Here is a 15,131-nt window from a genome sequence, read left to right on the forward strand (position 1 = left end):
ACCTCTCTGTGAACCGATTGGTGATCCGCGTCACCGATGGCTTAACGCGCGAGTAACTTGTTCGGACCTCCCCCTGGTGGGTCAATTTCCTCCCGCGCCGAGAGCGTCCCGGAAGTAGCCGGCGAGCTTCTCGACGGCGGGGTCGATGTACTCCTTCTTGTCGTAGAGGTCGACGTGGCTCGCGCCCTCGATCCAGTGGAGCTCCTTGGGGCCGGTGGCGCGCTGGTGGACGTCGACGGCCATCCAGGACGTGACGGCGCGGGTGCCGACGATCTGGAGCAGCGGCCGCGGAGCGATGAGCGGGACGGCGTGGAAGGCGTCGAACGAGGCCAGCTTGTCGACGCTCGGCCAGGCGAGGAACTTCGCGGACCGCTCGTGCTCGCCCCGCGGGGTGCAGTAGTACTCGAAGCCTTCGACACCGTGGGCTCCGCCGAGCGCCTCGGCCTGCGCGGCGGTCTCGGGGAACATGGTCATGACCCCGGGGTCCTCCCCGCGCGCGGCGGCGGTCCGCGCCTGGACGGCGAGCTCGAGCAGCCCCTGGAAGACGGCCGGGTCCTGGGTACCGTCGGCGCCGTACCGGAACTGCCGGGCGACGTCGACCCCGCTGACGGTGGCCACGGCCCGCACCCGCGGATCACCCCCGGCGGCGGCGAGCGAGTAGCCGCCGGAGGCACAGATCCCGAGCAGCCCGATCCGCCGGGCGTCGACCTCCGCCCGGGTGGCGAGGAACGAGACGGCGGCTTTGAAGTCCTCGACGCGCTGGGCGGGGTCTTCCAGCCCGCGGGGCAGTCCCCCGGACTCCCCCTGGTGGGCGGCGTCGAAGGCGAGGGTGACGAAGCCGCGTTCGGCCATCAGCCGGGCGTAGGTCCCGGCGGTCTGTTCCTTGACCCCGGTCCCGGGATGCCCGACGACCAGCGCGGGCCACGGCCCGGCGCCCGCCGGGTCCGGGGTGTGGAGGTGGGCGGCGAGCGGAATGCCGGCGCTGTCGAAACGGACGGTGGTCCTGGCCATTTGGGGGCTCCTCGGAAGGTGGGCGCTTCGGTTTGCTCCACCACAGTCCGCCGGATCCCGGGCGGGCGGGAGAGACAGGTTTCTGCCTGGGAAAGAACCTGCCCCCCTTCGAGTGGCCGCGCGCGGGGACACTGGAGGCATGACGCCGGATGCCGATCCCCGCGCGCTGGGGGCGTACCTCAAGGCCCGCCGAGCCCAGCTGAGCCCGAAGGAGTGCGGGCTCCCCGAGCCGGACGCGCCCCGCAGGGTGGCCGGCCTGCGCCGCGAGGAGGTGGCCTTGCTGGCGTCGATCAGCGTGGACTACTACACGCGCTTGGAGCAGGGCCGCGTCCGGGCGTCGGCGCCGGTCCTGATCACCCTGGCCAGGGCGTTGCGCTTGGACGAAGACCAGCAGCGGTACGTGTACGAGCTGGCAGGCCGAGCCGACGCCCTCCCCCGCAGGCGCAGTGCCCCGCAGCGCGTCCGTCCGGCGATGCGCAGGCTGCTGGCCCAGCTCACCGCCACCCCGGCGCTGGTCTTGGGCAAGCGCCTGGACGTCCTGGCCTGGAACCCGGCGGCAGCGGCCCTGTTCACGGACTTCGAAGCCATCCCCGCGAACCGGCGCAACTACCTGCGCCTGCTGTTCACGAACCCGCAGGTCCGAGAGCTCCACGAGAACTGGAGCCACGACGCCCGCGAAGCGGTGGCGGCCCTGCGCATGGAAGCGGCGGCCGACACGGGCGACCCGGACCTCTCCCGCCTGGTCGGGGACCTGTCGCTCCAGGACAAGGACTTCCGCAGGTGGTGGGCCGAGCACCACGTGAACAACGCGAGCTACGGAACGAAGAACTACAACCACCCACTGGTGGGCAGGCTGACGCTGGACTGCGACACCTGGACCAGCCCGGACGGTTCAGGCCAGCGCCTGATGGTCCTGACAGCGGACCCCGGCACCCCCGACCACGACGCCCTGCTGATCCTCACGGCATGGAAAGCGGAGGATTACCCCCAGAAGCGATAATCACGCCCCAAGAAAAGGCGACCCAACGCCAAAAGGCGAGCCGAAGCCACCCAAAAAACGCAGACTCAAAGCTCAACCCAACCACCCCGGGAACCCAGCCCCCCGTTACCTTTTGGTGGCTCCCGACCAGGGAGTTGTGGTCGCCAGGCACGGTATGACTTGCGCCCCCAGTCGAACCCATGATCCGGGGGGTGGTGTCACCGGGTCTGGTGGCGTCGACCGACCGCTGATAGGGACACGGCCACCTTTGGGTAGGTCTCGTCGTAACGTGGGTGCCGGCGCTCGATGCCCGACTGGTGACCACAACCGACGACCGAACGGCGTGGTGGATGAGCAGCAGCTTCAGCGTGTTCCTCGGCCTGGACGTGGGCAAGGACACCCACCACGCGGTCGGTCTCGACCCCGACGGCAAGCGACTGCATGACGGCCCGCTGCCCAACACCGAACCCAAGCTGAAAGCCCTGTTCGACACGCTCGCAGAGCACGGAACTCTGCTGGTCGTGGTCGACCAGCCCGCCACGATCGGGGCGCTGCCGGTCGCGGTCGCCCGCGCCGCCGGACACCAGGTCGCCTACCTGCCCGGCCTGGCCATGCGCCGCATCGCCGACCTCTACCCCGGCCGCGCGAAGACCGACGCCCGGGACGCGTTCGTCATCGCCGACGCGGCCCGCTCCCTGCCCCACACCCTGCGGCCGGTCGATGTCGGTGACGAGGCGCTGGCCGAGCTGGAGGTGCTGGTCGGGTTCGACGACGACCTGGCCGGCGAAGCCACCCGCATCACCAACCGGATCCGCGGCCTGCTCACCGGCATCCACCCCGCCCTCGAACACGCCATCGGCCCCAAGGTCACCCACCCCGCAGTACTAGAAATCCTCTCCCGCTGCGGCGGCCCAGCCGGCATCGCCAAAGCCGGCCGCCGCAAGCTCACCGCGATCGCCAAAGTCCACGCGCCCCGGATGGGTGAGCGGCTGGTCGAGGCGATCATGGCAGCGCTGGCCGAGCAGACGGTCACCGTCCCCGGCACTGCCGCCGCGGACACCGTCCTTCCGCGCCTGGCTGACAGCTTGAAAGCGGTTCTCCTGCAGCGGAAACAGGTGGCCGAGCAGGTTGAGGGGATACTTGATGCACACCCTCTTGCCGGGGTCCTGACCTCGATGCCCGGCATCGGGGTCAGGACCGCCGCCCGCATCCTGCTCGAGGTCGGCGACGCCTCCAACTTCGCCTCCTCCGGACATCTGGCCGCCTACGCTGGGATCGCCCCGGTCACTCGCAACTCCGGCACCAGCATCAAGGGCGAGCACCCCGCGAGGACCGGCAACCGCCAGCTCAAACGCGCGTTCTTCCTCGCTGCCTTCGCTTCGTTGTCCGACCCGACCAGCAGGGCCTACTACGACCGCAAGCGAGCCGAGGGCAAGAAGCACAACGCCGCGCTGATCTGCCTGGCCCGCCGCCGCTGCGACGTCCTCTACGCCATGCTCCGCAACGGCACCCACTACCGCCAACCCGCGCCCGCCGCGGCTTGACAACCACATAGGGACACCCCCCCGCAACCCCGATCCGAAGCCAAAACACGGCCGGCGGCAGTTTGTCAAGGCACGCTTTCCCGCCTTGACAAACTGCCGCCGGCCGTAGTCACAATTACAGCTTCGGGGTTGCAAACCTCACAACGGATCACAGCCCCGGCAAAGGATCAGCCCTTCAGCAAGGCCCGAGCCATGACAACCTTCTGAATCTGGTTGGTCCCCTCATAGATCTGCGTGATCTTGGCATCCCGCATCATCCGCTCAACCGGGAAGTCCCGCGTGTACCCAGCCCCACCGAAGAGCTGAACGGCATCCGTGGTCACCTCCATGGCGATATCGGACGCGTACGCCTTCGCGGCAGAAGCCATGAACCCGGCCCGCTTGTCCCCCCGCTCGGAAGCAGCAGCCGAGGCGTAAACCAGGTGACGGGCAGCCTCGATCTTGGTCCCCATGTCGGCCAGCATGAACTGAACACCCTGGAACTCGGCGATCGACTTCCCGAACTGCTTGCGGTCCTTCACGTAGGCAACAGCAGCATCAAGGGCACCCTGGGCAATACCCAGCGCCTGCGCACCGATGGTCGGCCGGGTGTGGTCGAGCGTGCGCAGCGCGGTCTTCAGCCCCGAACCCGGCTCACCGATGATCCGGTCCTCGGGAATGGTGCAGTTCTCGAAATAGATCTCCCGGGTCGGCGACCCCTTGATCCCGAGCTTCTTCTCCTTCGGCCCCACCGAGAAACCCGGGTCGTCCTTGTGCACGACGAAGGCCGAAATCCCGTTGGCCTTCTTCTCGGCGTCCGGATCGGTCACGGCCATCACGGTGTACCAGGAGGATTCACCCGCATTGGTGATCCAGCACTTGGTGCCGTTGAGCACCCAGTGGTCACCGTCGAGCCGGGCCCGCGCACGCATGGACGCGGTGTCCGAACCGGCCTCACGCTCCGAAAGCGCGTACGAAGCCGACGCCTCCCCCGAGGCGATCGACGGCAGGACCAGCTTCTTCAGGCTCTCGGAAGCCGACAGGATGATCGGCTGCGTGCCCAGCTTGTTGACCGCCGGGATCAGCGACGCCGAGGCGTCGACCCGGGCGACCTCTTCGATCACGATGCAGGCCCCGACGGCGTCGGCGCCCTGCCCGTCGTACTCCTCACCGATGTGCACGGCGTTGAAACCCGACTTGACCAGCGCGTTGTACGCCTCGATCGGGTAGCGCTCGTTCTCGTCGACCTCCGCCGCGTACGGCGCGATCTCCTTCTCGGCCAGGGCCCGGACCGCGGCCCGCAGCTCCTCGTGCTCCTCGGCAAGCTGGTACAGGCCGTCGGTCACTTCCGGTCACCTTCTCTGCAACGTCGGGAGGGGTCTGTCGATGTTAGCGCTCGTTCACCTGGGTCGTCCTTGTGGCGTTGACCGCAGAATTCGTATGGTCGAGTGATGCCGATCACCGCGCCGACGACGCCGCCCGGTCTGCCCGCCACCCTCGACTACCCCGAAGTCCCCGTCGGTTCGATCCTGGCGGCGGGTGCCGCGCGCTGGGGCGACCGGACGGCCTTCGTCCACGACGGCCGGAGCCTCACCTTCGCCGAGACCCACCGCGCCGCGTGCCGGTTCGCCAACGCGCTGCGCGAGCGCGGCATCGGCCGCGGCGACGTCGTGGCGCTGCACCTGCCGAACTGCCTGGCGTTCCCGGTCGCCTACTACGGCACGCTGCTGGCCGGGGCCACCTTCAGCCCGGCGAACCCGCTGCTCCCGCCGGACGACCTCGCGTTCCAGCTCGCCGACTGCGAGGCGGCGGCCGTGGTGACGTTCGGCCCGGTGGCGGGCACGCTGGCGAGCGTCGCCGGCCGGATCCCGGCCCGGTTCAGCGTCGTCGTCCAGCCGGTCGCCGACCTGGCCGAGGGCGCCGTCGAGTTCGAGGCGTTCCACGCCACGCAGCCGGAAACTGCGCCGGCCGTCGACGTCGACATCCACGCCGACCTCGCCCACCTCGCCTACACCGGCGGCACCACCGGCCGGTCCAAAGGCGTACGGCTGTCGCACCGCAACGTCGTGGTCAACACGCTCCAGCACGCCTGCTGGAGCACCGGCTCGGTCCCGGCGCTCGATGCGCGCGGCGACGTCACGGTCGACCAGCTCGGCGGCGAGGACGAGTGGCCGGCGCGGCTGGGCACCGGCGTCGCGATCAACCTGACCCCGTGGTTCCACGCGATGGGCATCATCGGCGGCCTCAACGCGGCGGTGCTCGCCGGGACGACGATCGTCCTGCACACGCGCTTCGACCCGGCGGCGTACGTCGCCGACGCCGAGCGGCTCCGCATCACCGGCATCGGCGGCGCGCCGGCCCTGTTCGCGGCCCTGCTCGCGACGCCGTCGTTCCACACCGCCGACCTGTCGTCGGTCCGCTCGATCGGTTCGGGTGCGGCGCCGATGAACCACGCGATGATCAACGCGTTGCGCACGCGGTTCCCGGACGTGGTGATCACCGAGGGTTACGGCCTCACCGAGGCGACGATGGGCGCGGTGATCTCGCCGGCGTACCGGTCGGGCACGCGCAAGGTCGGCTCGGTGGGCGTGCCGATCTTCGACACGGAGGTCAAGATCGTCCCGGCCGAGGGCGGCGAGGACCCGCTGCCGCCGGGCGAGCAGGGCGAGGTCTGCCTGCGCGGGCCGCAGATCATGCTCGGCTACCGCAACCGCCCCGCCGAGACGGCGGCGGCGCTGGTGGACGGCTGGCTGCACACGGGCGACATCGGCATCCTCGACGCGGACGGCTACTTGTCCATTGTGGACCGCAAGAAGGACATGCTGCTGTACAAGGGTTACAACGTCTTCCCCCGCGAGCTGGAGGAGCTGCTGGTCACGATGCCGGGCGTCGCGGCGGCCGCGGTGGTGGGCCGCCCCGACCCCGACGTCGGCGAGCTGCCGGTGGCGTTCGTGGTGCCCCGCGGCTCGCTCGACGCGGACGGGCTGATGGCCGCAGTCAACGAGAAGGTGCTGCCGTACAAGCGGTTGCGCGAGGTGCACGTGGTCGAGCAGATCCCGGTGTCCGCGGCGGGGAAGGTGCTGAAGCGCGAGCTGAGGCAGCAGCTGGCCGGTGAGCCGGGCTAGGACGTGGGCTTGAACCGGCAGGCGGCGGGCTGCGCCAGGCAGTCGTGCCGCTGAGGACCTTCGATGCGCATGGTGTACTCGACCCGGTGGGGTCCCCACGCGGTCGTCGCGAAGGCAGGCTGCCCGGCGGGCGGCACGACGACGGTGTGCTTGTCGCCGCGGTAGGAGTACTCGATGCGGACGCGCCAGAGGCAGAAGCACCGCTCGGTCTTCGCACGGATGACGAGGTGCTCCGGCTTGCCCTGCTCGACGAACCGGATCTTGCCGTCGGAGAGGTAGGGCCGCGCACCGGCGGAGTCTCCCGGGACGAGCGCGGGGATTTCGACGCCGGCCCCGGAATCGAGCCGGAACTCGACGAGGGCGGCCTCCTCGCTGCCCTGCGGATCGGCGACGAAGGCGGTCCCGTCCAGCGGCTTCCGCCGCTCCTCGACGACGGCGGTGATGGTCTCGATGTCGATCCGCCCCGCGCGGTGGCTTTCCAGGGTGACCTGCTGCCCGGAGGTGCCGAGCTGGGCGTGGGTGTGCTGCCGCACCTCGTCCAGCACCCGGCTCGACGCAGTCGAATCGAGCACGGCATCGGTGGCCCAGTACTGCCCGGCGACCAGTTCGGGATAGCTGTCCCCACGGACGGACAGGACATCATCGGAGAAGAGATCCCGCGTCCGGTCGATGGCGAACGGAGCCACCCCGGGCACGGCAACGGCCAGCACGAGCGGGGTAACGGTGGCGAGAAGCCACTTCGGCGCGCGGCCGAGCCCCCGCCACCAGGCGAGCCCGCGATTGGGTCGCCGGGCGGGCCGGAGGGAGGTACTACGCCCGGCGACGACGGGCTTCCGCTTCCGGTTCACGCCTGGACGCCTTCCTGTGCCGGGTCGGTGCCGGACGCTGCGCGGGGATCCGCCTGAGACTCGACCGGTTCGGCTCGCGTATCCGGCGCTGGCGGCCCAGCCTCGGGCGCCGGGTCCGGCTCGGCGCTCGGCGCCCGCCCTGCCAACAAATCCACGCCCTGCGGCTCGCCATCGGCCCCCGCTTCCGGCTCCGCCTGCAGTACGGCCACCGACCCCACTCCCGGCGGGTTGCTCTCCGCCCGCGCTTCCGCCTCCGGCGCCGGGCCTCGCTCGGGCGCCGGGGCCGGGTCCTGCTCGGCCGCCGACTCCGGTTTCTCGGTCATGCGCGGGCCGCCCACCACCGCCAGCAGCGGGACCGCCGCCAAGGCCGCGAAGTAGCCGAGGCCCAGGGCCAGCTCGTCGCGCTGGGCGCTGAGGCGGTTCGCGAAACCCGTTGGGTCCCACAGCAACCACGCGTTGATCAGCAGCACGCCATACAAGCCGCCGCACACGTACAGCGCCGCCAGGCGGGCCGCCTCCCGGCGCCAGCCCGTTGTCAGTGCCGTGGCCACCAGCAGCACCAGCGTGGCGATCAGCCCCGCCCGGTAGATCGCGGGCCAGCCGGTCACCACCGCCGGCAGGGTGCCCTCCGTGTTGTCGATCTCGAACCACGGCAGCGCCTGGGACAGCACCACGAGCGGGACCGCGAGAGCCAGCGCCGTCAAGCGCACCACCGGGGTGCGGCGCGCCGGCGCCGGGCCGGCCGGCGTCGCCAGCGGGATGCGCGTTGCCGCCGGGACGCCCGCGATCGCCACGCCCAGGCCGAGGAACAGCAGGCCCGTCGTGTAGAACACCAGGCCCTGGGTCGGCGTCACCAGGAGATCCGGCTTCGCGCGCTCCAGGTCCAGCCCCGCCGACGGCAGGCTCGCGCCCAGGTCGGCCGCGTTGGCCCGCAGCCCGACGAACAGCGCCGTCAGGGCCGGCAGCGGCGCGCACACCGCCACCACCAGCCACCGGACCCCGGCCCGCCTGCGCGCCGCCGCGAAGGCGATGACCGCGGCCACCGCCGTGAGGACCAGGAGCACCGCGAACGTCGGGCCCTGGCGCTCGATGCTCGTCACCATCAACGTGAACGCCGAGGCCCGCGGCCCGGTCCGGACCGACACCCAGGGGAACGTCAGCGCGACGACGGCCAGCCCGGCACCGACGCCCGCCAGGACGACCCCGGCGAGCCAGGGCACCGAGACGCCGTCGGCCGTCCGGGAATCCGCCATCTCTCGCCCCCAAGCCTCGGCAACCGGACCCGGACCTTAGCCGGTTCTCCCGGGCGCCGGAGGCGAATCCGAAGAGGACGCCACGAACGGATCGATCAGTGACCGGTCTTCTCGCGCAACGCCGCGTCCTTGTCCAGGACCAGCTTCTCCAGGTCCGCCTGGAACTTCGCCATCTTCGCGCGCAGGCCTTCGTCGGACGCCGCCAGGATGCGGACCGCCAGGAGGCCCGCGTTGCGCGCGCCACCCACCGAGACCGTGGCCACCGGGACCCCCGCCGGCATCTGGACGATCGACAGCAGGGAGTCCAGGCCGTCCAGGTACTTCAGCGGGACCGGGACGCCGATCACCGGCAGCACCGTCGCCGACGCCACCATGCCGGGCAGGTGGGCCGCCCCGCCCGCGCCCGCGATGATCACGCGAAGGCCACGCGAAGCCGCCGACGTCGCGTAGTCCAGCATGCGCTGCGGCGTCCGGTGCGCCGAGTAGACGCCGACCTCGTACTCGACGCCGAACTCGTCCAGGGCCGCGCCCGCCGCCTCCAGCGTCGGCCAGTCCGAGTCGCTGCCCATGATCACGCCCACCTGCGGCGCCATACCGACCTCTCCCGTCAGTGGATTTCGTAGCCGTCGAGCCAGACGGCGTGGGACAGCCAGTGCGCCGACAGCAGCGCGCGGTTGCGCAGGTCCTCCATGCGCTCGCCGGTGAAGTTCACGTGCCCGAGCTTGCGGCCCGGCCGTTCCTGCTTGCCGTACAGGTGCACCCGCGCCTCCGGGTACCGCGCGAACAGGTGGTGCAGCCGCTCGTCCGGGCCCATCTCGGGCAGCTCCGGCGCGCCGAGCACGTTCGCCATCACGCACGCGGGCGCGATCAGGTCCGTCCGGCCCAGCGGGTAGTCGAGCACCGCCCGCAGGTGCTGCTCGAACTGGGACGTGCGCGAGCCGTCCATGGTCCAGTGCCCGGAGTTGTGCGGGCGCATCGCCAGCTCGTTCACCAGCAGCCCGGTGTCGGTCTCGAACAGCTCCACCGCGAGCAGCCCGGTGACGTCCAGCGTCGACGCGATCCGCAGCGCCAGGTCCTGCGCCTCGTGCACCCGCGAGTCGTCCAGCCCCGGCGCCGGGGCCAGGACCTCGGTGTTGATGCCGCCGGTCTGCACCGTCTCGACCACCGGGTACGCCGCGCCCTGGCCGAAGGGCGAGCGGGCGACGAGCGCGGACAGCTCCCGCCGCATCGCCACCTTCGCCTCCACCAGCAGCGCCGTGCCCGCTTCGAGCAGCTCCGGCACGGTCTCACGCGCGTGCTGCGCGGTGTCGAGCATCCACACGCCACGGCCGTCGTACCCGCCGGTCGCCGCCTTGAGCACCACCGGCCAGCCGTGCTCGCCGCCGAAGGCGACCACGTCGTCCACAGAGGACACCTCGGCGAACGCCGGGCCCGGGACGCCGAGGCCCGCCATCATCTCGCGCATCACGAGCTTGTTCTGCGCGAAACCCAGCGCGCTCGCCGCCGGCCGGATGACGTGGCCCTCCATGGCCAGCGTCAGCAGGTGCTCGCCCGGCACGTGCTCGTGGTCGAAGGTGAGCACGTCGACCGAGGCCGCGAACTTCCGCAGCGCGTCGAGATCGGTGTGGTGCCCCAGCGTGACGTCGCCGGCGACGAGCCCCGCGGCTTCGTTCTCGCCCGCGGCGAGCACGCGCAGGGACTGGCCGAGGGAAATCGCCGCCTGGTGGGTCATCCGGGCCAGCTGGCCGCCGCCCACCATGCCCACGACGGGCAGACCGGTGTTTTTGTCCATAGCGCCGATCAGCCTAAACGGTCACCAGGCGGGTCGAGCGCCGGACCAGACGTAGCTCACGCGCCGCCAGCCCGAGGATGCCGCCCGCCGCCGCGAGCACGTAGACGTTGCCGACGACCGACCAGCCCAGGCCCCAGCGGAACTCCGCCTCCCCGCCGTTGGGCACGAGCATCACGATCTGCGAGAGGAACAGCGCCGCGACCGCCGCCGCGGCCCACCAGCGCGCCTTCACCAGCAGCAGCGTGATCAAGGGCACGCACCAGACCCAGTGGTGCGACCACGACACCGGCGACAGCAGCAGCCCGTAGAACGCCGTCACGAGCAGCGCGGCCGCGTCCTCGCCACGCCGGTGCAGCCGCACCACCAGCCACACCGCGGGCACGGCGAGCACCGCCGCCACCCCGACCGCCACCGCCAGCGACCAGGGAGCCAGCGCCGAGGCCCGGTTGACCAGCCCGTTGAGCGACTGGTTGAAGATCCAGTGCACCGACCCGACCCGGCTCGGGTCGGTCGCCGAATCCCGCCAGAACCGCACCGCGTCGACCGGGATGACCGCGAACATCACCGCTTCGAGCACCGCGAACGTGCCCAGGGCCCGCAGCCCGTCCTTCCACCGGCCGGTGAAGAACAGGTGCGGCACGAAGATCAGCGGGGTGAGCTTGATCGCCGCTGCCACGCCGATCGGCACACCCGCCCACCGCGACCCGCGCAGGGACAGCACCAGGACGTCCACCACCACGAACGCCATCAGTATCAAGTTGATCTGGCCCAGGAACAGCGTCTTCCACACCGGTTCCAGCGCCAGCGCGATGGCCGTTCCCGCCGGCAGCGCCCACCACCTTCTTCCCAGAAGGGATGTGCTCCCCGGCGACGACGAAACCACCGTGATGACGACCATAAGGGCGACCACCGACAAAACCGCGATCACGCCCCAGACCAGGCCCGATGGCACGAGGGCGAGCGGCAGGAACAGCGGCGCGGCGGCCGGGGTGTAGGTGAACGGCAGCCGCACCCAGTCCGGCAGCGCGGTCAGCACGTCCCGCGTGTAGAGCGGGTCGCCGTGCAGCAGCGTCAGCGCCCCCGCGCGGTACACGGCGCTGTCCGCGCCCAGGTGCCACCCGGCCAGCCAGACGACGACCCCGAAAGCCAGGACGAGCAGCGCGAGAACCCCGGCGAGAACGCGGCCGGTGCGCGCCTCAGACGCCGGCGGGGACGTCGACATCCGTGGCCGCCTTCTTCCGCGCTCGCCGCAGCAGTCCCCAGCGCAGGATCAGCGCGAGCGCCAGCACGACGGGCATCAGGATGTAGGCGTCCCCCAGCACGTTCTGCCACACCTTCCAGTGCAGCTCGACGTTGCGGCCGTTCGGCAGGATCAGCAGCACGCAGCTGACGAACACGAACGCCACCAGCCCGGTCCCGACCCAGCGCCGCCACGCCGTCTTCGGGGTGGTCTTCGGCAGCCGCGAGACCAGCAGCACGATCAGCGGGATCACCCACACCCAGTGGTGGGTCCACGAGATCGGCGAAATCAGCAGCGTCCAGAACGCGGTGACGAGCAGCGCGGCGAGCGCCTGGCCCTTGCGGTGGAAGCGCATCAGCAGCCACAGCGCCGGGATCGCGAGCAGGAAGCCGATGCCCATCGCCGCCTTGGACGCCCACGGCGCGAGGTCGGTGGCCCGGTTCATCAGCGCGTTCAGCGACTGGTTGCCCGCCCAGTGCACCGGCCCGATGCGGCCGGTGTCGGGCAGCGTGACCGTCCAGTACTTGGCCGCGTCGTGCGAGTTGATCAGGAACATCAGGCCCTGGAGCAGCACGAACGTCGCGAACCCGCGGATGGCGTCCATCCGGCGGCCGGTGATGAACAGGTGCCCGAGGAACACCAGCGGCGTCAGCTTGATCGCCGCCGCGACGCCGACCAGGACGCCGCCCCACCGGCTCCCGCGCGCGCCGATGACCAGCATGTCCAGCAGGATCATGGCCATCAGGATCAGGTTGATCTGGCCGAGGAAGATCGTCCGCCACACCGGCTCGAGGGCGAGGAAGACCAGGAAGAACACGATGGTCGAGCGGGCAGGCGAGGCCCACCAGCGCGGCCCGTCGGAGGCGGGCCGCGGCAGCGCGCCGATCGCGATCCGGATCGACAGCGCCATCGCCCCCAGCGAGACAGCGGTGATCAGGCCCCACGAGATCTGCGTCGGGAACGCCGCGAGCGGGACGAAGATCAGCGCCGCCGTCGGCGGGTAGGTGAACGGCAGCAGCGCCCACCACGGCTCGTTGGGCAGCGTGTTGGCGTCGTAGAGCGAGTCGCCGTTCAGCAGCGTCAGCGCGCCGGCCCGGTAGACCGCGCTGTCGACGCCGAGCACCCAGTCGTGCTGCCAGCCGTAGATGCCGTACCCGATCGCGACCAGCGGAATCACCGCGAGGATCAGGATCGACCGCGGGCGGACGGACAGGCGGGCGAGTGACTTGCGCAGGGCCAGGCGGTGCTGGGGTCTGGCCGCGACTTCGCCGCCGACGTCGGTGGGTACGGTCCGGGTCACCGCACCAGGAAATCATGACCGGGCACGTCCCGGTCCGAAGGGTCCGGGCAGAACCGGGCTTTTCCGGCGTTCTAGGCGCGTGCGAGGTGGGCCAGCAGGTCGCAGGCGAGCTCGTGGGTGGCGGGCAGCCGCACCGCCGAGACGCGGGGTCTGCCCACGTCCGCGAGCTGCGCGTCGACCGACAGCCGCTCGTGCAGCGCCCTTCGCAGCGCGACGCCGTGCGAAGCGACCCGCTCGTCCTTCGGGACCAGGGCCGCGACGACGGACGGGCCCAGCGAAGCGACGCTCTGGCCGCTGTCGAACACCGCCCGCAGCGCGTCCGCGACCAGGATCATCCCGGTCAGCCGCGGGAACCCGGCGACGGCGGTGAGGTCGAGCGAGACGACGAGCAGCACGTGGTCCTCGGCGGCGGGCCGCTCGCGCGCCTCGGCGGCGCGGTAGACCTCCGCGAGCCGGGTGCGGAGGTAGGCCGCCGACGGCAGGCCGGTCAGCGGGTCGGTGACCTCGGTGTGCACGAGCTGGTCGGTGGCCACGTCCGCCCAGGCCAGCGCGGTGGTCCGGAGCAGCCGCGCGGGCGTGGCGTCGACGTCCGGCGAGACGAACCCGTCGTCGCCGTGGCCGAGCACCGCGTGCAGCGCGGCCAGGTCGGCGAGGGTCTCGGCGAGCCCCGCACCGGCCGCCGCACGGGCCCTGGCCAGCCCGGCGAGCGCGGTTTCGGCGGCTTCGACACCGCCCTTCGCCATCACCGCCGCGCAGACGGCGTCGACCTCGGGCAGGGCCCAGTCGCTGGGGAACCGCCAGCCCGCGGCGAGGCTGGCCGTGCGCCAGCGGGCCCGCAGCGCACGCAGGGACGCATCCCGCTCGGCCTGCGTTGGCGGGGTGTCGGGCGTGTCACCGGAGCCGGGCCGCGCAGCCGGAACATCCACTGGCCACCCGCCCCTTTCGTCCGGTTCGCAACGATCTTGTCCTTGGCTTCAGGATGTGGACGTACCCCGATGGGCACCGTGACGCGTACTGACCGGTTTTTGTCGTGGAGCTTTTCACCGGACCGGCCCAGGGGTGGGTGATTTTGCTCCGCCGTCGGAGTCATCACCCCGACCACGACGTGACCGCCGGAGGTGGGTCAGTCACACTTGTCTCGCGTCCCGGATCGGCCTGTAATGGCAGGTCCTGGCTCTAGCCGACCGAGGAGTGCCGTGTCCACCGTTCCCGCCGATCTCAGCGGAAAGAGTGACGCCGAGCTGATCGCGGAGGTCCGCTCCGGGACGATCGCGTCGTACGGCACGCTCTACGAACGGCACGCAGGTGCGGCCCGCAATCTGGCTCGTCAGCTGGCCCGTTCGAGCTCCGAAGCCGACGATCTCGTGTCCGAGGCGTTCGCCAAGGTGCTCGACACGCTCCGTGGCGGCAAAGGCCCGGACACAGCCTTCCGGGCGTACTTGCTGACGGCCCTGCGTCACACGGCGTACGACCGCACGCGCAAGGAGCGCCGGGTCGACCTCAACGAGGACATGACCGAAGTCGGCGGCGCCGCGGCCGAGGCGCTCACCGTGCCGTTCTCCGACACCGCGGTCGCCGGGCTCGAGCGGACGATGGCCGCCAAGGCGTTCGCGCGGCTGCCGGAACGCTGGCAGGCGGTGCTGTGGCACACCGAGATCGAGCAGCAGAGCCCGGCCGAGGTCGCGCCGTTGCTGGGCCTGACCGCGAACGGCGTTTCCGCGCTCGCCTACCGCGCCCGAGAAGGCCTCCGCCAGGCCTACCTGCAGGTCCACCTGCAGGAAAACGCCGAGGAACGCTGCCGCGCCTGCGCCGATCGGCTCGGCGCGTGGACCCGCGACGGCCTGTCCAAACGCGAACGCGCCCAGGTCGAGAGCCACCTCGACGAGTGCGACCGGTGCCGGGCGCTCGCCGCGGAGCTCGCCGACGTCAACGGCGGGCTGCGCGCGATCATCGCGCCGATCGTCCTGGGCGGCGCCGCACTGGGCTACCTCGCCACCATCGGTGCCGCGAAGGCGAGCGCGGCCACCGCGGCCGCCGCGGCACCGGCGGCGGCCGCCCCC

The 15,131-nt window shown here is 71.4% G+C and carries 13 protein-coding genes; 4 read left to right on the forward strand and 9 right to left on the reverse strand.

Going from position 1 to position 15,131, the window contains the following annotated elements; all coding sequences use genetic code 11:
- Positions 1-81 precede the first annotated feature (81 nt).
- Complete coding sequence (locus tag ACWEGE_RS39995; RefSeq protein ID WP_449665696.1) at positions 82-1,011, reverse strand: alpha/beta hydrolase; 930 nt, start codon at positions 1,009-1,011, stop codon at positions 82-84.
- 139 nt (positions 1,012-1,150) lie between these two features.
- Between ACWEGE_RS39995 and ACWEGE_RS40000 the strand changes: the two genes are divergently transcribed.
- Together ACWEGE_RS40000 and ACWEGE_RS40005 are read left to right on the forward strand one after the other, a co-directional pair.
- Positions 1,151-2,011 carry a helix-turn-helix domain-containing protein gene (locus ACWEGE_RS40000; RefSeq protein WP_449665697.1) on the forward strand — a complete coding sequence of 287 codons (861 nt, stop codon included), beginning with the start codon at positions 1,151-1,153 and terminating at the stop codon, positions 2,009-2,011.
- A gap of 329 nt (positions 2,012-2,340) precedes the next feature.
- Positions 2,341-3,534, forward strand: a complete 1,194-nt coding sequence (locus tag ACWEGE_RS40005) for an IS110 family transposase (RefSeq protein WP_449665698.1) — start codon at positions 2,341-2,343, stop codon at positions 3,532-3,534.
- A gap of 167 nt (positions 3,535-3,701) precedes the next feature.
- Here the strand turns inward: ACWEGE_RS40005 and ACWEGE_RS40010 are convergent, their stop codons facing one another.
- Complete coding sequence (locus ACWEGE_RS40010) at positions 3,702-4,859, reverse strand: acyl-CoA dehydrogenase family protein (protein ID WP_449665699.1); 1,158 nt, start codon at positions 4,857-4,859, stop codon at positions 3,702-3,704.
- Between the two features lie 105 nt (positions 4,860-4,964).
- Between ACWEGE_RS40010 and ACWEGE_RS40015 the strand changes: the two genes are divergently transcribed.
- Positions 4,965-6,638, forward strand: coding sequence for a class I adenylate-forming enzyme family protein (locus ACWEGE_RS40015; protein WP_449665700.1), 1,674 nt, complete (start codon positions 4,965-4,967; stop codon positions 6,636-6,638).
- On the opposite strand, the gene ACWEGE_RS40020 is transcribed toward ACWEGE_RS40015, so the two are convergent.
- The 7 genes from ACWEGE_RS40020 to ACWEGE_RS40050 form a co-directional block, all read right to left on the reverse strand.
- Positions 6,635-7,324 carry a hypothetical protein gene (locus tag ACWEGE_RS40020; protein WP_449665701.1) on the reverse strand — a complete coding sequence of 230 codons (690 nt, stop codon included), beginning with the start codon at positions 7,322-7,324 and terminating at the stop codon, positions 6,635-6,637. The genes ACWEGE_RS40015 and ACWEGE_RS40020 overlap by 4 nt on opposite strands.
- Positions 7,325-7,482: 158 nt before the next feature.
- The gene (locus ACWEGE_RS40025) at positions 7,483-8,739 is read right to left on the reverse strand and encodes a hypothetical protein (RefSeq protein WP_449665702.1); all 1,257 of its coding nucleotides are present in this window, start codon (positions 8,737-8,739) and stop codon (positions 7,483-7,485) included.
- 95 nt (positions 8,740-8,834) lie between these two features.
- Positions 8,835-9,332: a 5-(carboxyamino)imidazole ribonucleotide mutase gene (gene purE, locus ACWEGE_RS40030; RefSeq protein WP_449665703.1), complete on the reverse strand. Its 498-nt coding sequence runs from the start codon at positions 9,330-9,332 to the stop codon at positions 8,835-8,837.
- Between the two features lie 14 nt (positions 9,333-9,346).
- Positions 9,347-10,531, reverse strand: a complete 1,185-nt coding sequence (locus ACWEGE_RS40035) for a 5-(carboxyamino)imidazole ribonucleotide synthase (RefSeq protein WP_449665704.1) — start codon at positions 10,529-10,531, stop codon at positions 9,347-9,349.
- Positions 10,532-10,544: 13 nt separating this feature from the next.
- Entirely contained in the window at positions 10,545-11,753 is a 1,209-nt protein-coding gene (locus ACWEGE_RS40040; RefSeq protein WP_449665705.1) for a glycosyltransferase 87 family protein, read from the reverse strand.
- Positions 11,728-13,071, reverse strand: a complete 1,344-nt coding sequence (locus ACWEGE_RS40045) for a glycosyltransferase 87 family protein (RefSeq protein WP_449665706.1) — start codon at positions 13,069-13,071, stop codon at positions 11,728-11,730. The genes ACWEGE_RS40040 and ACWEGE_RS40045 overlap by 26 nt, the downstream gene beginning before the upstream one ends.
- A gap of 71 nt (positions 13,072-13,142) precedes the next feature.
- Positions 13,143-13,997, reverse strand: coding sequence for a GGDEF domain-containing protein (locus ACWEGE_RS40050; RefSeq protein ID WP_449665707.1), 855 nt, complete (start codon positions 13,995-13,997; stop codon positions 13,143-13,145).
- A gap of 270 nt (positions 13,998-14,267) precedes the next feature.
- Between ACWEGE_RS40050 and ACWEGE_RS40055 the strand changes: the two genes are divergently transcribed.
- Positions 14,268-15,131, forward strand: an 864-nt coding sequence (locus ACWEGE_RS40055; RefSeq protein WP_449665708.1) for a sigma-70 family RNA polymerase sigma factor, incomplete at its 3' end; no start/stop codon positions are given.

It is taken from the genome of Amycolatopsis sp. NPDC004747 (assembly GCF_053601335.1).